The sequence below is a fragment of the Streptomyces sp. 4N509B genome, from assembly GCF_052245655.1.
GTDB lineage: Bacteria > Actinomycetota > Actinomycetes > Streptomycetales > Streptomycetaceae > Streptomyces.
This window is the reverse complement of record NZ_JBQQBZ010000002.1, coordinates 146,693-167,563: the sequence shown is the minus strand read 5'-3', so window position 1 is coordinate 167,563 and position 20,871 is coordinate 146,693. Positions and strand designations below refer to the sequence as shown.

Here is a 20,871-nt window from a genome sequence, read left to right as displayed (position 1 = left end):
GAGGACGGCGAACGCGCCCCGGGCGCCGCGCCGCTACGCCCCCGGCTGCATCGGTCCCGGCAACTCGGCGCGGTCGGGCGCCTGCTCCCGCTCCTCGGCGCGTCGCTCCAGATAGATGAGCGCGACGTCCAGGTCCGTCGGCGTCAGCACCCCGCCGGCCGGGGCGCTGAGGGAGAGCGCGGTGCCGCCGGTCAGCGAGACCGACAGCGGCAGCGGGGGCAGCTCGCCGCCCGCGTCCACGATCGTGCCGAACTGCGCCAGGTCCAACGTGAAGCCGCTGAGCACACCGTTGCGCACGGTCAGCTCGCCGGTGACCTCCTGCCGCGCGGCCTGACCCGTCGGCTCGGCGACGACCGGCGGCAGCCCGAGCCGCCCACCGACCCCGCCCAAGCCGCCGTCCTGGCCCGAGCCGTCCTCGCCGTCCGAGCCGCCGTCCTCGCCCGAGTCGTCCGCCCCTCCCGAGCCGTCCTCCCCACCCGGGGCGAGCAGGCCGAGCCACGGCCCCAGCAGCCGCCACGCCTCGCCCGCCGGCATCCGGACCTCGACCACCTCGGCGCCCCGCTCCTCGCCGGTGGCCCGGAACGTGACCTCCCCCGCACCGCCCTCGGCGCCGTCGCCCCCCGCGCCCCCGCCCAACGTCGCGCCGAGCCCCTCGGCGAACCCGCGCAGCGCCTCCCCCGTCAGCAGCGCCCCCGCCTCGGTCAACGCCTCCCCCAGCGTCCGCCCGGCGGCCTCCGCCCCGTCCACCCCCGTCGCCTCGCCCAGCGTGGCGGCGTACGCGTCGTACAGGAAGGGATCGACCGCCACCCACCCGCCGCGCAGCGCCTCACGCGGCACGTACAGCGAGTCGGGCAGCCGGGAGGCGTCCCGCGCGAAGCGCTCCGCCTCCGCGACGGTGGCCTCGTCCCCGTGCAGCGCGTCCTCCACGACGGCCACCACGTCGACCCGCGTCGCCACGTTCCCCCCGACGTTCTTCAGTCCGACCACGTCGTTGCCCCCGAACGACACCACGATCCCGCTGTCGAGCGGGTCCCCGGGACCCAGCTCCCGGATGACCGCGTCCTCCTCGGGACTACCGGCCGTGACCGTCGCCTCCAGCTCGGCCAGCCGCCGGGCGTCCCCGGGCGTCGGCCGCGGCTCGGTGGCGGGGGTGGTGCGCTCCAGGTAGGCGAGGACCTGCTCGGGGCTGGCGTCGATCGACGCCTCCCCCGTGACGCCCTGCCACGCCATCAGCTCGTCCACGGCGTCGGCCACCATCTCCCTGGCCGCCTCGCCGTCCCTTCCCCCGTCCGTGTCCTGGTCCGCCCTGGCGGGCAGAGCCTGGCAGCCGGCCGATCCGGCGGCGGCGACGGACAGGGCGCCGAGCGCGCCGAGCACGGCGAGCAGCCGCCGCGGGCGCTGCGGGCGCTGAGGCCGTCGCGGGCGCTGCGGGCGGCGGTACGGGCGGTGCGCGCTCATGCGGATGTCGTCACTCCTCGGAGTCGTCCCTACGGCTTCCTTGGGCTTTCCTGGGATTCCCTCGGCTTCCTCGGGCCTGCTTGCGCCTGAGTGTCCCTGTACGCAACGAACGAGCCGCCTCCGGGGCGCCCGCTGTGGCCGATGCGTCACAAAGCGGTGAGCGTGCCGTTGCCGTCAACGGCGTCGCCGCCGGGGCCTGGCCGGGGGTTAGTCTCGCGGCATGTCCAGCAGCACTTCCCGCTCCTCCCCGTCGACTCCTCCGCGCCCGGGCCCGCCGCGCGAGCCCTGGGTGGTGGGAGTCTCCGGCGCGTCGGGCACGCCCTACGCCGCCGCCCTGGTGCGGGCGCTGCTGGTCGCCGGTCAGGCCGTGGACCTCGTCGTCAGCCGCGCCGCGCGGCTCACGCTGCTGGACGAGACGGGGCTGCCGTTCCGCGACGCCCACTGGCGCGAGGACCTGGCCGTCTGGCTGGCCAGGGGCGCCGACGGCACGCCCGACGCCTTCAAGGTCTCCGCCGACGACCTCGACCTGGTGCGCCACTGGTCCGCCCGCGACCTGGCGGCGGGGCCCTCCTCCGGCTCGTACCCGGCGCGCGGCATGCTGATCGTCCCAGCCTCCACCGACGCCGTGGCCGGCGTGGCGCTCGGCCTGTCCAAGGACCTGCTCCAGCGGGCCGCCGCCGTCACCCTCAAGGAGCGCCGCCCGCTCGTGGTGGTGGTGCGGGAGGCGCCGCTGACCGGCCTGACCCTGCGCCACCTGGTCACGCTCCACGACGCCGGAGCCGTGGTGCTGCCGGCCGCGCCCGCGTTCTACGCGGGCGCCCGCCACATACAGGACCTGGTGGACTTCGTCGCCGCCCGCGCGCTCGACGCGGCCGGGGCACCCGGCGCCGACGTCCTCTACCACCGGTGGACCGGGGAGCTCGGCGGGGCGGCGGGTGTGACGCACGGCACGGCGTCCCGCTGCCCCTGACGGCCGGACCCCGACGGCCGGACCCCGACGCCCGCCCCCTGACGGCCGGCCCGCGACCGCCGCCGCTCGGCCGCCGGTACCGCGCCTCGCCCCCCCACCCGACCACTCGTAGGCCATGCGCTGCGTATGCCTTAGATTCATCTGTGTAAGGGACCAGGGGACGAGGAAGGTACGGGACGCGATGGACGCGGTGGACAGGCAGCTGATCCAGGCCCTGCGGGAGAACGGGCGGGCCTCCTACGCCGAACTCGGCCGCCTCGTCGGCCTGTCGGGCCCCAGCGTCACCGACCGCATCAACCGTCTGGAGGCCGCGGGCGTCATCACGGGATACCGCGCCACGGTCGACGCCCGTTCCCTCGGCCTCGGCGTCACCGCGCTCGTCGGGGTCCAGCTCTCCGACGCCGTCGACCACGAGGAGGTCGCCTCCCGGCTGAGCGAGCTGCACGAGATCGAGGACTGCTGGTTCATCGCGGGGGACGACTCGTACATGCTGAAGGTCCGCGCCGGGGACGTCGACGGCCTGGAGCGCACCATCCGTCGCCTCAACGGCACCAGGGGCGTCTCCCGCACCCGCACCACCATCGTGCTCTCCACGAAGTGGGAGAACCGGGTCGGTGACCTGCCAGGCGGCGCGGCGGCGTAGGCTCGACGGAGCCGGCGGCAGGGAGGCTGGCAGGGAGGCGGAGAGCACATGGACGCGGGGCTGAAGCGAGAGCTGGAGCAGAAGGTCAGGTCGGGCGAACGGCTCAGCCGCGAGGACGGCGTCGCCCTCTACGCCTGCGACGACCTGGCGTGGCTGGGCGGCCTGGCCCACGAGGTGCGCACCAGACGCAACGGCGACGTCGTCTACTTCAACGTCAACCGCCACCTCAACATGACCAACGTCTGCACCGCCTCCTGTGCGTACTGCTCGTTCCAGCGCAAGCCGGGCGAGAAGGACGCGTACACCATGCGCATCGAGGAGGCCGTGCGCCTGGCCAGGGCCATGGAGGGCGAGCAGCTCACCGAGCTCCACATCGTCAACGGCCTCCACCCCACCCTCCCCTGGCGGTACTACCCGCGCTCCCTGCGCGCCCTGAAGGAGGCGCTCGGCGAGCAGGTCTCCCTGAAGGCGTTCACCGCCACCGAGATCCACCACTTCGAGTCGATCTCCGGGCTGCCGGCCTCCGAGATCCTCGACGAGCTGATCGACGCCGGCCTGGAGTCGCTGACGGGCGGCGGCGCGGAGATCTTCGACTGGGAGGTCCGCCAGCAGATCGTGGACCACAGGACCCACTGGGAGGACTGGTCCCGCATTCACCGCCTGGCGCACTCCAAGGGCCTGAAGACCCCCTGCACCATGCTCTACGGGCACATCGAGGAGCCGCGCCACCGCGTGGACCACGTGCTGCGGCTGCGGGAGCTCCAGGACGAGACCAGCGGCTTCCAGGTCTTCATCCCCCTGCGGTACCAGCACGACTTCGTGGACGTGAAGGACGGCAAGGTCCGCAACACCCTCCAGGCACGGACCACGATGGCCACCGGCGCGGACGCCCTGCGCACCTTCGCCGTCTCGCGCCTGCTGTTCGACAACGTGCCGCACGTGAAGGTCTTCTGGGTGATGCACGGCGTGCAGACGGCGCAGCTCGCGCTCCAGCACGGCGCGGACGACATGGACGGCTCCGTCGTGGAGTACAAGATCACCCACGACGCCGACGCGTTCGGCACCCCCGACAAGCTCACCCGCGACGACCTGCTGGAGCTGATCCGCGACGCCGGCTTCCGCCCGGTGGAGCGGAACACCCGGTACGAGGTGGTGCGCGAGTACGACGGTCCCGACCCCGAGCGGCGCGAGTCGCCGCAGCCGATGCGGGTGTGAGGCGTCCGTGACGCAGACCACCCGTTTCGTGCAGGCGTCGTCCGCCTCGCCGTACCCGGCCCAGTCCCCCTCCGCGTCCTCGTCCCCCTCCGCGTCCTCGTCTCCCTCCGCGTCCTCGTCCCAGCCGGCGGTGCCGCGCCAGCCGCGGCCCCGGCAGGACACGCGGCTGCGGTACGTGCTCGACCCGGCCGTCACCCCCCGCCTGCGCGAGGAGTTGGCCCAGCTCTGGGCCGACGTCACCAACGCGGGCGGAGCCGTCGGCTTCGTGCCGCCGGTCACGCCCGAGGACGTGCAGGGGGAGCTGCGGCGCCACCTGGTGGGCGTCGCCGAGGGCTCCACGCGGCCGTTGGTCGGCTTCGACGAGTCGGGCCGCGCGGTCGCCACGGCGTTCTTCGTCCTGAACGAGCACCGGCTGATGCGGCACTGGGTGTGGCTGAAGACGGTGATGCTCCACCCCGACCTACAGGGGCGGGGCACCGGCCGCGAGGTGATGGCCGCCGCCGCCTCGGCCGCCCGCTCGATGGACGGCATCACGGCGATACGCCTCACCTGCCGGGGCGGCATGGGGCTCGAACGGTTCTACGCGTCCTGCGGGTACCGCGAGGTGGGCCGCGTCCCGGACGCGATCCAGGTGGCGGACGGGGAGTTCCGCGACGACGTCATCCTGTGGCGGCGCGTGGCGGAGGACCACCGGGCCTCCTGACCGGCGGCGAGCCGGGCAGTGGGTCGGCCGGGCAGTGGGCCAGGTGGCCAGCCGGGCAGCCGGCCGCGGGACCGCCTCACCGGCCTGTCGGAGCGCTGTGTTTCACTGGACGGCATGAGCCAGACGAGCCCGACGAGCCAGACCAGCGAGACGCCCCCCACGCGCCACGCGACCCTGCGCTACACGGCGATGCGCCTGGGCATCTTCGCCGGCTGCTTCGTCGTCATCGCGATCCTCGCGTACGTGGGAGTGCTTCCCGAGTCCGTGGGGACGGCCAACCCGCTGTGGATCGCGCTGCTGTCGATCGTCGTGTCGGCCCCGATCAGCTTCGTGGTGCTGCGCCGCCAACGCGACGCGATGGCCACCCAGATCACCACGAGCGTCGGCCGGGCCCGCGAGCGGCTCACCGCCAACCAGTCCATGGAGGACGACGCGGACGACGCCGCCCGCGCCTGACGGCCCCGGGCCCGCCCGCACGGCGTTGACGCGATGCCCCCGCCGGACACGGCGAGTTCGACGGCGAGGGCACCGCTCCCATGGTGGGGGACGCGGCAAGCGCGTTGGCAGAACCCTGGCGCAGAGCGTTGAAATGATTCAAGGGGCCGGCGCATCACACTTCGGTGACGCTCACCATGCCGCGTCACACGGGCGGCACAGGTGGCGGTCCCGTGAAAGTGCTCGTCAATCTGGGCGTAACGCGCGAGTCACCCGGCAGAATGCGCTTCCGACGCCGTTCCCCGCTGTCCCCGCCGTTCCCCGCCGACCCGCACCGGGAGGGCCCATGTCGCGCATCCAGCGCCAGAGCAGCGCCGTCGGCGCACCCGTCGGCGTCGGCGCCGGGGCCGACCCGGAGTCGCCGGCCCTCGTCCGCCCGCGGCTGCGCCTCGAACACGGCATCGTCGTCGAGGCGTCCGTGCCACCCCTCGTCCCGCCCGCCCAGGGCGGCAGCCTCGCCGACATCCCGTTCCTCAACGCCCGCCAGGCGCCCGAGCAGGTCGTCCTCGCCCGCAGGCAGAGCGACGGCGGCTGGCAGGACGTGACGTGCGCCGAGTTCGCCGCCGAGGTCCTGGCCGTCGCCAAGGGGCTGATCGCGCACGGCCTGCACCCGGGTGAGCGGATCGCGATCATGTCCCGCACCCGGTACGAGTGGACCCTGCTGGACTTCGCCGCCTGGGCGGCCGGCCTGATCACCGTCCCGATCTACCCCACCTCCTCGCCCCAGCAGGTCGCCTGGATCCTGCGGGACGCCGGCGTCCGCGCCTGCGCCGTCGAGCGGGTGGAGGAGGCCCGCACCCTCACCGCCATCCAGCACGAACTGCCCGAGCTGCGCCACCTGTGGCAGTTCACGGCCCTCACCGGCGGTGGCGAGCGGACCGCGTTGGACCACATCGCCGCCGCGGGCCGGGCGGTGCCGGACTCGGCCGTCGCCGACCGCCGCGCCCTCCTGTCACCCGGCCTGGCCGCGACCGTCATCTACACCTCGGGCACCACCGGCACCCCCAAGGGCTGCGTCATCACCCACGGCAACCTGCTCGCCGAGGTGGACAACGCCATCGAACTGCTCTACCCGATCTTCCGCCAGGTCACCGACGAGCCCGCCGCCACGCTGCTCTTCCTCCCGCTGGCCCACGTCCTCGGCCGCATCGTCGCCCTCGGCTGTGTCCGCGCCCGCGTCCGCCTCGGCCACGCCCCGAGCGTCGCCACCGACGACCTCCTGGCCGACCTCGCCAGCTTCCAGCCCACGTTCCTCTTCGCCATCCCGTACCTGCTGGAGAGGGTCTACAACACCGGCCGCGCCATGGCGGAGCGGATGGGCCGGGCAGCCTCCTTCGACCGCGCCGCCAGGATCGCCCGCCGCTACGGCGCCGCCGCCGAGGCCGAGCAGCACGGCACGGGCCCCGGCCCCGGCTTCGCGCTGCGCACCGCGCGCGGCCTCTACGACGCCCTCGTCTACCGCCGGGTCCGCGCCGCCCTCGGCGGCCACATCAAGCAGGTCATCTGCGGCGGCTCGCCCCTCGGCCGGCAGCTGGCCGCGTTCTACGAGGGCGCCGGCATCAACGTCTACGAGGGCTTCGGCCTGACCGAGACCACCGGCGCCTCCACCATCACGCCCCCCAACGCCCAGCGCATGGGCACCGTGGGCTGGCCCATGCCCGGCACCGCCGTCCGCATCGCGCCCGACGGCGAGATCCTCGTCCGGGGCGCCCAGGTCTTCGCCGGGTACTGGGACGCCGCCCGCGCCCGGGTGGTGCCCGCCACCGACGCCGAGGGGTGGCTGCCCACGGGCGACCTCGGCGCGCTCGACGCCGACGGTTACCTCTCGATCACCGGCCGCAAGAAGGACCTGATCGTCACCTCCGGCGGCAAGAACGTCGCGCCCGCCCCGCTGGAGGACTGCATACGCGCCCACCCCCTCGTCGGCCAGTGCCTCGTCGTCGGCGAGAACCGCCCCTACCTCACCGCCCTCATCACCCTCGACCCCGACGGGCTCGCCCACTGGCGGCAGATGGCCGGCCGCCGGGAGGTGCCCGTCGAGCAGCTGACCGACGACCCCGAGCTGCTGCGTCAGCTCGACCGCGTCGTGTCGGAGGCCAACAGCCTGGTCTCGGCCCCCGAGTCGATCCGCCGCTTCCGGGTGCTGCCGGCGGAGTTCACCATCCAGTCGGGGCACCTCACGCCCTCGCTGAAGCTGCGCCGCACCGCCGTGCTGCGCGACTACGCCGCCGAGGTCGACGCCCTCTACGTCTCCTAGGCCCTCCTAGGCCCTGTCGTTCGGACCCTGGCGGAGGGCCGCCGCTGTGACGCGTTCCACACCGCGCGCCACCCGGCCGGGCGAGGCCGGGAGGAGGCCGGGAGGCTGGACGCGTCGCACCACGGGGGAGGCGCCCGCGCACACGACGGAGCCCCCGGCCGTGACCGGGGGCCCGTGTGGTGTTACTCGGTGACGTCAGACGATCGTGACGTTCTCCGCCTGCGGGCCCTTCGGGCCCTGCGTGACGTCGAAGGTCACCGTCTGGCTCTCCTCCAGCGAACGGAAGCCGGTGGCGTTGATCGCGGAGTAGTGGACGAAGACATCGGGGCCGCCGCCGTCCTGGGCGATGAAGCCAAAGCCCTTTTCAGCGTTGAACCACTTCACGGTTCCGGTAGCCATCTAAACCCTCCTGGGGCCTGAAAGGGTCGCCCTGCTCCAGAACCGCAAACCGCATGAATGCTGCATGAAGCCTGAAAACGACGAAAGCCCGCGGTCACATGCTCCGCAGGCTCGTACTGCAAGGGAAACCAAACTGCAACTCCTCACGAGCCTAGCACGCTGCGTGTCGGCCGGGGCGGGCTTGATCCGTCCCCCGCCGCAGGCTCGCACGATCACAGGCGTACCCTCCGAGACGTGAGACCTAACCCACCAGACCCCCCTACCGTCCCGCCAATCCGTCCGCGCGTCGGCCACATCCAGTTCCTCAACTGCCTCCCCCTCTACTGGGGCCTCGCGCGCACCGGCAGCCTGCTCGACGTGGACCTGGCGAAGGACACCCCCGAGCGCCTGGGGGAGCGCCTGGCGGCCGGCGAGCTCGACATCGGCCCGGTCTCCCTCGTGGACTACCTGCGTCACGCCGACGAGCTGCTCGCCCTCCCCGAGATCGCCGTGGGCTGCGACGGCGACGTCATGTCCTGCGTGATCGTCTCGCAACGGCCGCTCGCGGAGCTCGACGGGGCGCGCGTCGCGCTCGGCTCCACCTCCCGCACCTCCGTGCGCCTGGCGCGGCTGCTGCTCACCGAGCGGTACGGGGTCGCCCCCGAGTACTACACCTGCCCGCCCGACCTCGGCGTGATGATGCAGGAGGCCGACGCCGCCGTCCTGATCGGGGACGTCGCGCTGCGGGCCAGCCTCCACGACGCCCCCCGCCTGGGCCTGGCCGTCCACGACCTGGGCCGGATGTGGCGGGAGTGGACGGGGCTGCCGTTCGTCTTCGCGGTCTGGGCCGTCCGCCGGGAGTACCTGCGCCGCGAGCCCGCCACGGTGCGCGAGGTGCACCGCGCGTTCCTGGCCTCGCGCGACCTGTCGCTCCAGGAGGTCACCAAGGTGGCCGAGCAGGCGGCCCGCTGGGAGGCGTTCGACGCCGAGGCGCTGGAGCGGTACTTCACGACGCTGGACTACCGGCTCGGGCCCCGCCAGCTGGCGGGCGCCGCCGAGTTCGCCCGCAGGATCGGCGCCCAGGGCGCCGTCACGCTGCTCGACCCCGCCACCGGCGGCCCCGCGGACCAGCCGGCCCACCAGCCGGCCGACGGGCCCCCCGACCGGGTGGAATAGCCGGAAAACGGGACGCGTACGCTGGTCCGGTCGGGTTCCGTCACGCGTCCGTCGCTCGCCCAGCCGCCAGCCGTCACCCGGGAGGCCGTTCCATGCAGGTTGCCACGCAGCGTGCCACGCAGTCCGTGCTCGACCGCGCCGCCGACGGGGGACGCATCACGCCGGACGAGGCGCTGGAGCTGTACCGCTCCGCCCCGCTGCACGCGCTGGGCCAGGCCGCCGACGCCGTGCGCCGCCGCCGTTACGCCGGCACGGAGCACATCGCGACGTACATCATCGAACGGAACATCAACTACACCAACGCCTGTGTCACGGCGTGCAAGTTCTGCGCCTTCTACGCGGCGCCCAAGAGCGAGGACGTCTGGGTCCGCTCGCTGGAGGACATCCTGCGGCGCTGCGCGGAGACCGTCGAGCTCGGCGGCACCCAGATCATGTTCCAGGGCGGGCACCACCCCGACTTCGGCGTCGAGTACTACGAGCGCCACTTCTCCGCGATCAAGGCGGCCTTCCCGCAGCTCGTGATCCACTCCCTCGGCGCCTCCGAGGTGGCCCACATGGCCACCGTGTCCGGCGTGACGGTGGAGGAGGCCATCGAACGGCTCAGCGCCGCCGGCCTCGACTCGTTCGCCGGCGCCGGCGCCGAGCTGCTGCCGGCCCGGCCGCGCCAGGCCATCGCGCCGCTGAAGGAGTCGGGCGAGCGCTGGCTGGACATCATGGAGACGGCGCACCGCCTCGGCGTCGAGTCCACGACCACGATGCTGATGGGCACCGGCGAGACGAACGCCGAGCGCGTCGAGCACCTGCGCATGATCCGCGACGTGCAGGACCGCACCGGCGGCTTCCGCGCCTTCATCCCGTACACGTACCAGCCGCAGAACAACAAGCTCCGCGGCCAGACCCAGGCCACGCTCTTCGAGTACCTGCGGATGATCGCCGTCGCGCGGCTCTTCCTCGACAACGTGGCCCACATCCAGGGCTCGTGGCTCACCACGGGCAAGGACGTCGGCCAGCTGACCCTGCACTACGGGGCGGACGACCTCGGCTCGGTGATGCTGGAGGAGAACGTCGTCTCCTCCGCCGGCGCCCGGCACCGCTCCAACCTGCTGGAGCTCATCTCCCTCATCCGCGGCGCGGGCCGCGTCCCCGCCCAGCGCTCCACCACCTACGAGCACCTGCGCGTCCACGACGACCCGGCCGACGACCCGGTGGACGAGCGGGTCGTCTCCCACCTCTCCTCCACCGCCATCGAGGGCGGCACGGCCCACCCGGAGCTGAAGCTCGCCACGCCCTGACCGGGGGCTCCCCACGGCGAACGCCGCGGCTCCGAGGGCGATGGCCCGGAGCCGCGGCGCGTCATGTCAGGGCCGCGCGTGTCTGCCTTCGGTCAGAAGCGCAGGCCCCAGCTGTTGAGGGTGCCGGTGTCGTAGGTGGCGCTGTCGGTCACGCGCAGGGTCCACGTGCCGTTGGCGGGGACGGACGAGGCGTTCACCGCGTAGGTGGTGAGGATGTCGTTGGCGCTGCCGCCCTGGCGCGCGGCCAGGGTGAAGACGGTGCCGTTGGGGGCCTCCAGCTCGACCGTGAGGTCGCCGATGTAGGTGTGCGAGATGTTCACGGGGACGCCCAGCGAGGCCGGGCCGTTGCCGTCGATCCCGCTGACCGTGATCGTCGACTCCACCGTGGCGTGGTCGCTGATGCGGTACGCCGTGGTGTTGTCGAACGACGGGCCCGGGTCCGGCGGGGTACCGCCGCCCTCGCCGACGTTGAGCAGCCGGTTCGGCGAGCCGGTGCCGGGGTTGCTGATGTTCCCGGAGACTGCCGAGCCGGTCAGCGCGCTCGCGACCTGCGCGGGCGTGTCGTCCGGGTTCTCCGCGAGGTGGAGCGCCGCCGCGCCCGCGACGTGGGGGGCCGCCATCGAGGTGCCGGAGATGGTGTTGGACGCGCTGTCGCTGGTGTGCCAGGCGGAGGTGATGGAGGAGCCGGGTGCGAACAGGTCCAGGACGCTGCCGTAGTTGGAGAACGACGAGCGGGCGTCGGTGCTGGTGGAGGAGCCGACCGTGATGGCCTCCGTCACGCGGGCGGGGGAGGAGCGCGAGGCGTCGACGTTGTCGTTGCCGGCGGCGAGGGTGTAGGTGACGCCGGAGGCTATGGAGTTGCGGACGGCCTGGTCGAGGCTGGCGTCGACGCCGCCGCCGAGGCTCATGTTCGCGACGGCCGGGTGCTGCGCGTTCTCCGTCACCCAGTCGACGCCGGCGATGACGCCGGCCGTCGTGCCGGAGCCCGCGTTGTTCAGCACGCGGACGGCGACGATGTCGGCGTTCTTCGCGACGCCGTAGGCCGAGCCCGCGACGGTGCCGGCGACGTGCGTGCCGTGGCCGTTGCCGTCCTGCGCCGTGGTGTCGCCGTCGACCGCGTCGTAGCCGTAGGACGCGCGCCCGCCGAAGTCGCCGTGCGTGATGCGCACGCCGGTGTCGATGATGTACGCCGTGACGCCCTCGCCCGCGCTGTCGGGGTAGGTGTAGCTGCGGTCGAGGGGCAGCTCCGCCTGGTCGAGGCGGTCGAGGCCCCAGGAGGGCGGGTTGGGCTGGGTGCCCTGGATGGTGAACGTACGGTCCTGCACGACCGAGGCGACGGCGGGGTCGGCGGCCAGACGCCTGGCCTCCGCCTCCGACGCCTCGATGGCGTAGCCGTTGAGCGCGGCCGTGTAGGTGTGGGTGATCTCGGCGCCGTACCGCTCGGCGAGTGAGGTGCCGGCGGCGGTCTCGGCCTGGAGTCTACTCGCGTGGAGTGTGACGACGTAGGAGCCGTCGACCGCGTTGGGGGCGTCGGCGTACAGGATCGTGCCCTCCGGTTGCTCGGCCGCTCCGGCCGAGGTCGCGGGCATGACGCCGAGCGCCAGGGCGGCGGCGGCCACGGTGGCGGCGCCGAGCCCGGCGGTGCGCCGTCTCCGGAGGGTGATGGGGAACGCCATCAGAGGGGTCCTCCTCGTGGATGGTGGTGGGGGTTCGCACACGGCTGATCGATGCATGCGCATGACAAGCCGTCGCCCAACGGTGGCTGAACCGCGCCGAGTTCACAAGAGGATGAGCGCTCGCGATGGCTGCGATGTGAAGATTTTTCATCTGCTTGTTACATGAGTGACCGTGAGTTTTGCCGGCTCAATCCCTGTTGCTGGATCCGTGTTGGTGCCGGTTTGCTCCTGTGTGCCGGTTTCCGCCGCTGGTGCGGGAGTGGCGTGTGGTGCGGGGGAGGGCGGTGCCGCGCCGGGCGGTTTCCGGACGGGCGCGGTCAAGCTGCCGACGGCCGTGCCCCGGGGTGCAATGGCCCTATGACGGACTTCATGCAATCGATCGACGTGTTCACGGAACGACTCGTGGAGCTCGCGGGCGGCGCCATCGACGAGTCCGAGGCGCGCGCCCTGGTCACCGAGATCCACGAGGCGGCGATGCTGGAGGAGCGGGAGGAGCTGGCGGAGCGGGAGGCCGAGCGCGAGGAGTGAGCGCGAGGAGTGAGCGCCGGCGGCGGCGACCGCGCAGGCCACCGCACCGCACCGTGCCGCCCCGCCGACGGGGCCCCGGGCGCTCAGCCGCCGGCCGCGTCCCCGTCGCCCCCGCCCGTGAGGCCGTTCAACAGCTCGCCCGGGAGCGTCGACAGGGAGGCGCCGTCGGAGAGCGGCCCGGTCAGCAGCTCCGTGGAGAGCGGGCGGAAGTCGGCGATCTGGGTGCCCGCCGAGTTCGTCAGCGGATCGGTGGTGGTGCCCGCCAGCGGGTTGAGCTGGAGGCCGAGCGCGGGCGCGACGGCGTGCGTCGTGGCGTCGGAGACGGTGGCCAGGCTGTCCTCGACGGTCCCCGTCACGATCGGCAGTGTGCCGGCGCCCAGATCCCTCGGGATGAACTCGGCCGAGGCGCCACCGGCCGAGACGAGCACCGCGCCGCCGCCCGCCGTCGCCACGACGAGGACGCGGGACAGGCCACGGGAGACGGGGCGGGGGAGGGCGCGGGAGAGACGGCGGGACGGGGCACGGTGGGAACCGGTCATGGAACGCACCGTAGTTGCTCGGGCGCGCGAGGCTCGCCCTCGTGCCCCGGCAAGTCACTCGAACGGGTCAATCGCGGCAGGCCGGAGGAGGGCAGGCAGAATGGGCCGCGTGACCCGAGCGACCCTGGCGAAGCAGCCCCACGAGGTGCGCGCGATGTTCGACACCGTCGCCGCGCGCTACGACCTGACCAACGACGTGCTGGCTCTCGGCCAGAACCGGCTCTGGCGGCGCGCCACCACCCGGGCGGTGGACGCGCGCCCCGGCCAGCTGGTGCTGGACCTGGCGGCCGGGACCGGGACCTCCACGGAGCCGTTCGCCGCCGCCGGGGCGTACACCGTGCCGTGTGACTTCAGCCTCGGCATGCTGACGGAGGGCAAGCGGCGCGTGCCGTGGCTCCCGTTCACCGCCGGCGACGCCACGCGCCTGCCGTTCGCCGACGGCTCCTTCGACGCCGTCACCATCTCCTTCGGCCTGCGGAACGTCCACGACACCGACGCCGCGCTGCGGGAGATGCGGCGGGTGACGCGCCCCGGCGGGCGGCTGGTGGTGTGCGAGTTCAGCCATCCCACGTGGGCGCCGCTGCGCACCGCCTACAGCGAGTACCTGATGCGGGCGCTGCCCGGCGTGGCCCGGCGCGTGGCGAGCAACCCCGACGCCTACGTCTACCTCGCCGAGTCGATCCGCGCCTGGCCCGACCAGCCGGCACTGGCCGCGCGGCTGGTCGGTGCCGGCTGGAGCCACGTCGCCTGGCGGAACCTCTCGGGGGGCATCGTCGCCCTTCACCGGGGGTTCAACAGCGCCGGGCCAGGGACGACACCGTAGACTCGGGCGCGCTGCGCCACAGCCGGAGGGATGGGAGCACCGACCGTGACAGAGACCGTTGCGCCCGAGAACGACGCGAACCCCGGGAACGCCGCCTCGCAGGACACCGCCGACGTCATCGTCGTCGGCGCCGGGCCGTCCGGAGCCACGACCGCCTACCACCTGGCCAGGTCGGGCCTCGACGTGCTGCTGCTGGAGAAGACGGCCTTCCCGCGCGAGAAGGTCTGCGGCGACGGCCTCACCCCACGCGCCGTCAAGCAGCTGGTGGCCATGGGCATCGACGTCTCCGAGGAGGCGGGGTGGCTGCGGAACAAGGGCCTGCGGATCATCAGCGGCTCCCACCGCCTGGAGCTGGACTGGCCGCAGCTCGCCTCGTACCCGGACTACGGACTCGTACGCAAGCGCGACGACTTCGACGAGCAGCTGGCCCGTCAGGCGGAGAAGGCCGGCGCCCGCATGCTGGAGCGGTGCAACGTCACCGGCCCCGTGCGGGACGAGCGTACGGGCCGCATCACCGGCGTGGTCGCCAAGCTCGGCGAGGAGAAGCGGCAGGTCACCTTCCGCGCGCCGCTCGTGATCGCCGCCGACGGGAACTCCACGCGCCTGTCCCTGGCCATGGGCATGCACCGCGACCCGGCCCGGCCCATGGGCGTGGCGGTGCGCACGTACTTCACGACCCCGCGCCACGACGACGACTACCTGGAGTCCTGGCTGGAGCTGTGGGACCGGCGCGGCGGGCAGGAGCGCCTGCTGCCGGGGTACGGCTGGGTCTTCGGCATGGGCGACGGCACCTCGAACGTCGGGCTCGGCGTGCTGAACAGCTCGCCCGCCTTCAAGGACCTCGACTGGCGCGAGGTGCTGCGCACCTGGTGCGCGGGGATGCCGGAGGAGTGGGGCTTCACGCCGGACAACATGACGGGCCCGATCCGCGGCGCGGCGCTGCCGATGGCGTTCAACCGCAAGCCGCACTACGCCCGCGGCCTGCTGCTCGTCGGCGACGCCGGCGGCCTGGTCAACCCGTTCAACGGTGAGGGCATCGCGTACGCCATGGAGTCGGGCCGCCTCGCCGCCGAGGTCGTGGGCCAGGCCCTGGCCCGGCAGACCCCGTACCAGCGGGAGCTGGCGCTGCGCGGGTACCCCAAGGCCCTGAAGGACACCTACGGCGGGTACTACACGCTGGGCCGGGCGTTCGTCCGCGTCATCGGCAACGCGAAGGTGATGCGGCTGGCCGCCGAGCACGGCCTGAGCCACCCGGTGTTGATGCGTTTCGTGCTCAAGCTCCTGGCGAACCTCACGGACCCGACGGGCGGGGACGCGATGGACCGCCTGATCAACGGGCTGACGAAGGTCACCCCCCGGGCGTAGACGCCGCGGGAGCACCCTCCACAGCGTTCGGCCCCGCCCCGGATGACCGGGGCGGGGCCGAACGGCTGTGGAGAACGGTGAACGGTGTGGACGTGCGCCGGGTCGGGTGCGCCGGGACGACGGCGGGGCCGGGAGGCCCGCCGCGTCACATCACGCGGACCGCTCCCGTGGGCGGGTCCCAGTCGAGGGTGCGCTCGACGACGCCGGTCGAGGAGTTCTGGGCCCCCACGAAGGAGCCGCCGCCGACGTAGACGGCCACGTGGTAGGCGCTGCCGGCGCCGCCCCAGTAGAGGATGTCCCCGGGCTGGAGGGCGTCGAGGGAGACCTGTGTGCCCGCCACCGACTGCTCGGCGGCCGTGCGGGGCAGCGAGACGCCGACGGAGGCGTAGGCCGCCTGGACGAGGCTGGAGCAGTCCCAGGCGTCGGGGCCGACCGAGCCGAGGCCGTAGGCGTCGCCCAGCTGGGAGAGGATGTAGGAGACCACCGAGCCGCCGCTGCCGCCGCTCGCCGCCGGGGGCGCGGACTCGGCGGAGGCGAGGCGCTCCTCCTCGGCGGCGGCCTCGGCCTCGGCCGCGGCGGCGCGCCGGGCCTCCTCGCGCTCGCGGCGCTCCGCCGCCTCGCGCCGCGCGTCCTCGACGGCGCGCTGCTCGGCCTCCTCGGTGGCCTCGCGGGCCACCGCGTCGGTGACGTAGTCCTGGGTGGCGGCGGCGGCGCGGATGGCGCTGTCGGACACCACGGCGTCGAGGTCGAGGCTCGGGAGGGTGGGGAGTTCTGCGGTCGTCTCGGTGGGCCCCTCGGCGGAGGCCGGGGGGGCGGAGGTGACCGCGACGGTGCCGGCGACGCTGGTCAGCAGACCACCGCGCAGCAGCCGGGCGGCGCCTGCCCGGCGGCCGGTCTTCGGCTTGCGGTGCCGGCCGTGCGAGCCGCCGAGCGGCGAACGTATCGAGGAACGGAGAGCGGACATGGGATCTCTGGCTACCAGCACCCCGGGTTGATCTCAATTCCTGTGGAGTGCGCCACAACCAGCCGGTAAGGAGGCCCCTGGCTGGATGTTTGTCCGTAATGCCGCTTCGCGCGGCTGGTGGGCCTTCGTGGCGTTGTACGGCCCTGTCCTGCATGGTGTCCGTATTGTCGGGTGGATGGCGGATGCCTAACACGCGACCGGCCGTCTCCTCAACGTTGCCACGAGGTAACGGGACGGCGCAGTGGTGTTTGTCACGCCCAGGTCACGTTCCGCCGTGGCGGCGTCACGCCCACCACTGGTCGTACGCGAGCCGCGCGACGAGGGCGGTGACGACCACCAGCAGCACCACCCGGACGAAGCCGCTGCCGCGCCGGAGCGCCATGCGGGCGCCGAGCCAGCCGCCGAGCACGTTGAAGACGGCCATGAACGGCGCCAGCTGCCACAGCACCGAGCCGAGGGCGGTGAAGACGGCCAGCGCGCCGAGGTTCGTGCCCACGTTCACGACCTTCGCGGTGGCCGTCGCGGCGAGCATGTCCAGGCGCAGGAGGGCCACCAGGCCGATGACGAGGAACGTGCCGGTGCCGGGGCCCACGAGGCCGTCGTAGAAGGCGATGCCGACGCCCACGACGGCGAGGGCGGCCATGGCCCGGCGGCGCGAGGGGGGACGCTCGTCCACCACGGTGCCGAAGTGTGGCCGGAGGACGACGAACGCCGCCACGCCCAGCAGCAGCACCATGATCAGCGGTTGCAGCACGTCCTTGTCGATCGCCGAGGCGAAGGCCGCGCCGCCCGCCGAGGCGCACGTGGCCAGCGCGGCGAGCCGGAGCGCGCGGCGCACGTCGAGGGCGCCGGTGCGCGCGTAGGTGACGGCGGCCATCGAGGTGCCGGTGACGGCGACGGCCTTGTTGGTGCCGAGCGCGTCGGTGGGCGGCTGGTCGGCGGGGAGGCCGAGGAGGAGGGCGGGAAGGAGGAGGAGCCCGCCGCCTCCCACGACGGCGTCGATCCAGCCGGCCGCCAGGGCGGCGACGCACAGCACGACGGCCGCCGTGAGGGTGATGTCTGCCACGGTCGGCAACCGTAAACGACCCTCCGCGCGCGACCGACCGGATTATGCGGGAAACCGGCGCACTGCGTGACCGGTTCGGCGCGTTCGGTGCGCCGAAAGGTGTTTCGGGGCGAACGGTGGGAGAGATCACAGCCCTTAGGGGGACCCCCGTGTCGAAGGTCACAGGCCAGGGGCTTAGGATGCTCGCAGCCTTGTGAACTGACTCACATAATGATGATCTTGAAGTGGTCGTCGTGCAGGAAGTCGCCGTTGACTGGAAGGAGCGAGGTGCGTGAACGCGTACGTTCCGATCCTCGTGCTCGGTGCCCTCGGGCTCGGCTTTGTCGTGTTCTCCCTGGTCGCCGCCGCTCTGGTGGGTCCCAAGCGGTACAACAGGGCGAAGCTCGCGGCCTATGAGTGCGGCGTCGAGCCCACTCCCCAGCCCGCCGGCGGCGGGCGCTTCCCCGTGAAGTACTACCTCACGGCGATGCTCTTCATCGTCTTCGACATCGAGATCGTCTTTCTCTATCCCTGGGCCGTGCACTTCGAGGCGCTCGGGATGTTCGGGCTCGTGCAGATGCTTGTCTTTGTCGGCCTGATCGGTGTTGCTTACGCGTACGACTGGCGTCGGGGAGGTCTCGAATGGGACTGAGAACACTGACGACACTGAGCGAACGGCGAGAAGGGAATCGCTGATGGGCCTCGAAGACAAAATCCCCGGCGGATTTCTGCTCGACACCGTCGAGAACCTGGCCGGGCTCGCCAGGAAGTCCTCGGTCTTCCCCGCCACCTTCGGTCTCGCCTGCTGCGCGATCGAGATGATGACCACCGGAGCCGGCCGGTACGACCTCGCCCGCTTCGGCATGGAGGTCTTCCGCGGCTCGCCCCGCCAGGCCGACCTCATGATCGTCGCCGGCCGCGTCAGCCAGAAGATGGCGCCCGTGCTGCGGCAGGTCTACGACCAGATGCCGAATCCGAAGTGGGTCATCTCGATGGGCGTGTGCGCCTCCTCCGGCGGCATGTTCAACAACTACTCCATCGTCCAGGGCGTCGACCACGTCGTGCCCGTCGACATCTACCTCCCGGGATGCCCACCGCGCCCGGAAATGCTCATGGACTCGATTCTCAAACTGCACGCCAAGATTCGCGAGGAAAAGCTCGGGATCAACCGTGAGCAGGCTGCCCGCGAGGCGGAGGAGGCGGCCCGCAAGGCCCTCCCGACGCTGGAGATGAAGGGGCTGCTGCGGTGAGCGACGCCAGGGACGCGAACGACCAGGTGAACGGGAACACAAGCACAAACGGCGACGCCGCCCCCGCCCCCAGCGGCGGAGCCGGCGAGACCATCGCCCGCCGCCGCGGCATGTTCGGCGCGAACAACGGCGGCGACACCTCCGGCTACGGCGGCCTGCGCCGCACCGTCCGCATGCCCGGCCCGAGCGCCCGCCCCTACGGCGGGTACTTCGACGAGGTCGCCGACGAGCTGGAGGGCGCGCTGGAGGAGCAGGGCGTCGACCCGGAGCAGGCCATCGAGCGGACCGTGATCGACCGCGGCGAGATGACCCTCCACATCGCCCGCGAACACCTCCCCCGCGTGGCCCGCACCCTCCGCGACGACCCCGCCCTCCGCTTCGAGCTGTGCACCGGCGTCAGCGGCGTGCACAACCCGACCGACGTGGGCCGCGAGCTGCACGCGGTGTACCACCTGCGCTCCCTGACCCACGGCCGGCTGATCCGGCTGGAGGTCAGCGCCCCCGACGCCGACCCGCACATCCCCTCGGTCGTCGACGTCTACCCGACCAACGACTGGCACGAGCGCGAGACCTACGACTTCTTCGGCATCGTCTTCGACGGCCACCCGGCGCTGACGCGGATCATGATGCCGGACGACTGGCAGGGTCACCCGCAGCGCAAGGACTACCCGCTGGGCGGCATCCCCGTCGAGTACAAGGGCGCCCAGATCCCCGCACCCGACCAGCGGAGGTCGTACTCCTGATGTCTGCTCCCACCCACCCCACCGCCCCTGCCGGCGCGCGGGAGACCACAGAAGGCACCGTCTACACCGTCACCGGCGGGGACTGGGACGAGGTGGCCCGCGCCGCGGCCGCCACCGACGACGAGCGCATCGTCGTCAACATGGGCCCGCAGCACCCCTCCACCCACGGCGTGCTCCGGCTCATCCTGGAGATCGACGGCGAGACGGTCACCGAGGCCCGCGCGGGCATCGGTTACCTCCACACCGGCATCGAGAAGAACCTCGAGTACCGCACGTGGACGCAGGGCACCACGTTCGTCACGCGCATGGACTACCTGACGCCGTTCTTCAACGAGGCGGCGTACTGCCTCGCCGTGGAGCGGCTGCTCGGGATCACCGACGACATCCCCGACCGGGCGAGCGTCATCCGCGTGATGCTGATGGAGATCAACCGCCTCTCCTCCCACCTGGTGGCCATCGCCACCGGCGGCATGGAGCTCGGCGCCTCCACCGTCATGATCTACGGCTTCCGCGACCGCGAGCTGTGCCTGGACGTCTTCGAGCTCATCACCGGCCTGCGGATGAACCACGCGTACATCCGCCCCGGCGGCCTCTCCCAGGACCTGCCGCCCGGCGCGATCGACGCGCTGCGCGAGTTCATCGCGACGATGCGGAAGAACCTCGTCGAGTACGACAAGCTCGCCACCCACAACCCGGTCTTCAAGGCGCGCCTGAAGGACGTCGGGTACCTCGACCTCGCCGGCTGCCTCGCGCTCGGCGCCACCGGACCCATCCTCCGCTCCGCCGGCCTCCCGCACGACCTGCGCAAGACCGACCCGTACTGCGGGTACGAGACCTACGACTTCGAGGTCCCCACCACCGACACCTGCGACTCCTACGGCCGCTTCCTGCTGCGCCTGGAGGAGATGCGGCAGTCGCTGCGCATCGTCGAGCAGTGCATCGAGCGGCTGGAGCCGGGCCCCGTCATGGTCGGGGACAAGAAGATCGCCTGGCCCGCGCAGCTCGCCCTCGGCCCCGACGGCCTGGGCAACTCGCTCGACCACATCAAGAACATCATGGGCACCTCCATGGAGGCCCTCATCCACCACTTCAAGCTGGTGACCGAGGGCTTCCGGGTGCCGGCCGGCCAGGTGTACACCGCCGTCGAGTCCCCCAAGGGCGAGCTCGGCGTCCACGTGGTCAGCGACGGCGGCACCCGCCCGTACCGGGTCCACTTCCGCGACCCCTCCTTCACCAACCTCCAGACCATGGCCGCGATGTGCGAGGGCGGCATGGTCGCCGACGTCATCGTCGCGGTGGCGTCCATCGACCCCGTGATGGGAGGCGTTGACCGGTGACCGACGTATCTGCG

Annotated in this window: 21 protein-coding genes; 15 read left to right on the top strand and 6 right to left on the bottom strand. The window is 72.7% G+C overall.

The genetic code is table 11. The features are described from left to right. Window positions 1-33: 33 nt before the first annotated feature. Window positions 34-1,458, bottom strand: a complete 1,425-nt coding sequence (locus ACTWP5_RS02860; RefSeq protein WP_443219071.1) for a hypothetical protein — start codon at window positions 1,456-1,458, stop codon at window positions 34-36. 220 nt (window positions 1,459-1,678) lie between these two features. Between ACTWP5_RS02860 and ACTWP5_RS02855 the strand changes: the two genes are divergently transcribed. The 6 genes from ACTWP5_RS02855 (at window position 1,679) to ACTWP5_RS02830 (ending at window position 7,741) form a co-directional block, all read left to right on the top strand. Further along, entirely contained in the window at window positions 1,679-2,428 is a 750-nt protein-coding gene (locus ACTWP5_RS02855; protein WP_443219070.1) for a UbiX family flavin prenyltransferase, read from the top strand. A gap of 181 nt (window positions 2,429-2,609) precedes the next feature. Next, window positions 2,610-3,071 (top strand): Lrp/AsnC family transcriptional regulator, encoded by a 462-nt coding sequence (locus ACTWP5_RS02850; RefSeq protein WP_443219069.1) that lies wholly within the window; start codon window positions 2,610-2,612, stop codon window positions 3,069-3,071. A gap of 48 nt (window positions 3,072-3,119) precedes the next feature. After that, window positions 3,120-4,286, top strand: coding sequence for an aminofutalosine synthase MqnE (gene mqnE, locus ACTWP5_RS02845; RefSeq protein WP_443219068.1), 1,167 nt, complete (start codon window positions 3,120-3,122; stop codon window positions 4,284-4,286). A gap of 166 nt (window positions 4,287-4,452) precedes the next feature. After that, window positions 4,453-4,989, top strand: coding sequence for a GNAT family N-acetyltransferase (locus ACTWP5_RS02840; RefSeq protein WP_443219327.1), 537 nt, complete (start codon window positions 4,453-4,455; stop codon window positions 4,987-4,989). A 114-nt stretch (window positions 4,990-5,103) separates the two neighbouring features. After that, window positions 5,104-5,445, top strand: a complete 342-nt coding sequence (locus ACTWP5_RS02835; protein ID WP_443219067.1) for a DUF4229 domain-containing protein — start codon at window positions 5,104-5,106, stop codon at window positions 5,443-5,445. A gap of 325 nt (window positions 5,446-5,770) precedes the next feature. Beyond that, entirely contained in the window at window positions 5,771-7,741 is a 1,971-nt protein-coding gene (locus ACTWP5_RS02830) for an AMP-dependent synthetase/ligase (protein ID WP_443219066.1), read from the top strand. Window positions 7,742-7,936: 195 nt separating this feature from the next. On the opposite strand, the gene ACTWP5_RS02825 is transcribed toward ACTWP5_RS02830, so the two are convergent. Continuing rightward, window positions 7,937-8,140 carry a cold-shock protein gene (locus ACTWP5_RS02825; RefSeq protein WP_120682323.1) on the bottom strand — a complete coding sequence of 68 codons (204 nt, stop codon included), beginning with the start codon at window positions 8,138-8,140 and terminating at the stop codon, window positions 7,937-7,939. A 234-nt stretch (window positions 8,141-8,374) separates the two neighbouring features. On the opposite strand from ACTWP5_RS02825, the gene ACTWP5_RS02820 reads away from it, so the two are divergent. Beyond that, window positions 8,375-9,295: a menaquinone biosynthetic enzyme MqnA/MqnD family protein gene (locus ACTWP5_RS02820; protein ID WP_443219065.1), complete on the top strand. Its 921-nt coding sequence runs from the start codon at window positions 8,375-8,377 to the stop codon at window positions 9,293-9,295. Window positions 9,296-9,387: 92 nt separating this feature from the next. Next, complete coding sequence (gene mqnC, locus ACTWP5_RS02815; protein WP_443219064.1) at window positions 9,388-10,587, top strand: cyclic dehypoxanthinyl futalosine synthase; 1,200 nt, start codon at window positions 9,388-9,390, stop codon at window positions 10,585-10,587. Window positions 10,588-10,679: 92 nt separating this feature from the next. Here mqnC and ACTWP5_RS02810 read toward each other — a convergent pair whose 3' ends face one another. Beyond that, a complete protein-coding gene (locus tag ACTWP5_RS02810; protein ID WP_443219063.1) occupies window positions 10,680-12,263 on the bottom strand; it encodes a S8 family peptidase in 1,584 nt (527 codons plus the stop codon). A 369-nt stretch (window positions 12,264-12,632) separates the two neighbouring features. Between ACTWP5_RS02810 and ACTWP5_RS02805 the strand changes: the two genes are divergently transcribed. After that, complete coding sequence (locus ACTWP5_RS02805) at window positions 12,633-12,791, top strand: hypothetical protein (protein ID WP_443219062.1); 159 nt, start codon at window positions 12,633-12,635, stop codon at window positions 12,789-12,791. 83 nt (window positions 12,792-12,874) lie between these two features. Here ACTWP5_RS02805 and ACTWP5_RS02800 read toward each other — a convergent pair whose 3' ends face one another. Further along, window positions 12,875-13,330: a hypothetical protein gene (locus ACTWP5_RS02800; RefSeq protein ID WP_443219061.1), complete on the bottom strand. Its 456-nt coding sequence runs from the start codon at window positions 13,328-13,330 to the stop codon at window positions 12,875-12,877. A 109-nt stretch (window positions 13,331-13,439) separates the two neighbouring features. On the opposite strand from ACTWP5_RS02800, the gene ACTWP5_RS02795 reads away from it, so the two are divergent. Beyond that, window positions 13,440-14,153: a demethylmenaquinone methyltransferase gene (locus ACTWP5_RS02795; protein ID WP_443219060.1), complete on the top strand. Its 714-nt coding sequence runs from the start codon at window positions 13,440-13,442 to the stop codon at window positions 14,151-14,153. 30 nt (window positions 14,154-14,183) lie between these two features. Continuing rightward, window positions 14,184-15,518 carry a geranylgeranyl reductase family protein gene (locus ACTWP5_RS02790; protein WP_443219059.1) on the top strand — a complete coding sequence of 445 codons (1,335 nt, stop codon included), beginning with the start codon at window positions 14,184-14,186 and terminating at the stop codon, window positions 15,516-15,518. A 145-nt stretch (window positions 15,519-15,663) separates the two neighbouring features. On the opposite strand, the gene ACTWP5_RS02785 is transcribed toward ACTWP5_RS02790, so the two are convergent. After that, a complete protein-coding gene (locus ACTWP5_RS02785) occupies window positions 15,664-16,482 on the bottom strand; it encodes a C40 family peptidase (protein WP_443219058.1) in 819 nt (272 codons plus the stop codon). Between the two features lie 283 nt (window positions 16,483-16,765). After that, window positions 16,766-17,548, bottom strand: a complete 783-nt coding sequence (locus ACTWP5_RS02780) for a sulfite exporter TauE/SafE family protein (protein ID WP_443219057.1) — start codon at window positions 17,546-17,548, stop codon at window positions 16,766-16,768. A 271-nt stretch (window positions 17,549-17,819) separates the two neighbouring features. Between ACTWP5_RS02780 and ACTWP5_RS02775 the strand changes: the two genes are divergently transcribed. From ACTWP5_RS02775 to ACTWP5_RS02760, 4 genes are read left to right on the top strand one after another with little or no spacing between them, the layout of a single operon-like run. After that, the gene (locus ACTWP5_RS02775) at window positions 17,820-18,179 is read left to right on the top strand and encodes an NADH-quinone oxidoreductase subunit A (protein WP_443219056.1); all 360 of its coding nucleotides are present in this window, start codon (window positions 17,820-17,822) and stop codon (window positions 18,177-18,179) included. Window positions 18,180-18,222: 43 nt separating this feature from the next. Further along, complete coding sequence (locus ACTWP5_RS02770) at window positions 18,223-18,777, top strand: NuoB/complex I 20 kDa subunit family protein (protein ID WP_443219055.1); 555 nt, start codon at window positions 18,223-18,225, stop codon at window positions 18,775-18,777. Between the two features lie 26 nt (window positions 18,778-18,803). Beyond that, a complete protein-coding gene (locus ACTWP5_RS02765; RefSeq protein WP_443219326.1) occupies window positions 18,804-19,520 on the top strand; it encodes an NADH-quinone oxidoreductase subunit C in 717 nt (238 codons plus the stop codon). Further along, a complete protein-coding gene (locus tag ACTWP5_RS02760; RefSeq protein ID WP_443219054.1) occupies window positions 19,520-20,857 on the top strand; it encodes an NADH-quinone oxidoreductase subunit D in 1,338 nt (445 codons plus the stop codon). Before ACTWP5_RS02765 ends, ACTWP5_RS02760 begins: the two co-directional genes overlap by 1 nt. Window positions 20,858-20,871: the final 14 nt, after the last annotated feature.

Excerpts from the sequence above, each read along its gene's own strand:
- ACTWP5_RS02805 (WP_443219062.1), top strand. The coding sequence starts at position 12,633 with ATGCAATCGATCGACGTGTTCACGGAACGACTCGTGGAGCTCGCGGGC.
- ACTWP5_RS02760 (WP_443219054.1), top strand. The coding sequence starts at position 19,520 with ATGTCTGCTCCCACCCACCCCACCGCCCCTGCCGGCGCGCGGGAGACC.
- ACTWP5_RS02785 (WP_443219058.1), bottom strand. The coding sequence starts at position 16,482 with ATGTCCGCTCTCCGTTCCTCGATACGTTCGCCGCTCGGCGGCTCGCAC.
- ACTWP5_RS02825 (WP_120682323.1), bottom strand. The coding sequence starts at position 8,140 with ATGGCTACCGGAACCGTGAAGTGGTTCAACGCTGAAAAGGGCTTTGGC.
- ACTWP5_RS02800 (WP_443219061.1), bottom strand. The coding sequence starts at position 13,330 with ATGACCGGTTCCCACCGTGCCCCGTCCCGCCGTCTCTCCCGCGCCCTC.
- ACTWP5_RS02855 (WP_443219070.1), top strand. The coding sequence starts at position 1,679 with ATGTCCAGCAGCACTTCCCGCTCCTCCCCGTCGACTCCTCCGCGCCCG.
- ACTWP5_RS02860 (WP_443219071.1), bottom strand. The coding sequence starts at position 1,458 with ATGAGCGCGCACCGCCCGTACCGCCGCCCGCAGCGCCCGCGACGGCCT.
- ACTWP5_RS02835 (WP_443219067.1), top strand. The coding sequence starts at position 5,104 with ATGAGCCAGACGAGCCCGACGAGCCAGACCAGCGAGACGCCCCCCACG.
- ACTWP5_RS02810 (WP_443219063.1), bottom strand. The coding sequence starts at position 12,263 with ATGGCGTTCCCCATCACCCTCCGGAGACGGCGCACCGCCGGGCTCGGC.
- ACTWP5_RS02850 (WP_443219069.1), top strand. The coding sequence starts at position 2,610 with ATGGACGCGGTGGACAGGCAGCTGATCCAGGCCCTGCGGGAGAACGGG.
- ACTWP5_RS02770 (WP_443219055.1), top strand. The coding sequence starts at position 18,223 with ATGGGCCTCGAAGACAAAATCCCCGGCGGATTTCTGCTCGACACCGTC.
- ACTWP5_RS02830 (WP_443219066.1), top strand. The coding sequence starts at position 5,771 with ATGTCGCGCATCCAGCGCCAGAGCAGCGCCGTCGGCGCACCCGTCGGC.
- ACTWP5_RS02790 (WP_443219059.1), top strand. The coding sequence starts at position 14,184 with ATGGGAGCACCGACCGTGACAGAGACCGTTGCGCCCGAGAACGACGCG.
- mqnE (WP_443219068.1), top strand. The coding sequence starts at position 3,120 with ATGGACGCGGGGCTGAAGCGAGAGCTGGAGCAGAAGGTCAGGTCGGGC.
- mqnC (WP_443219064.1), top strand. The coding sequence starts at position 9,388 with ATGCAGGTTGCCACGCAGCGTGCCACGCAGTCCGTGCTCGACCGCGCC.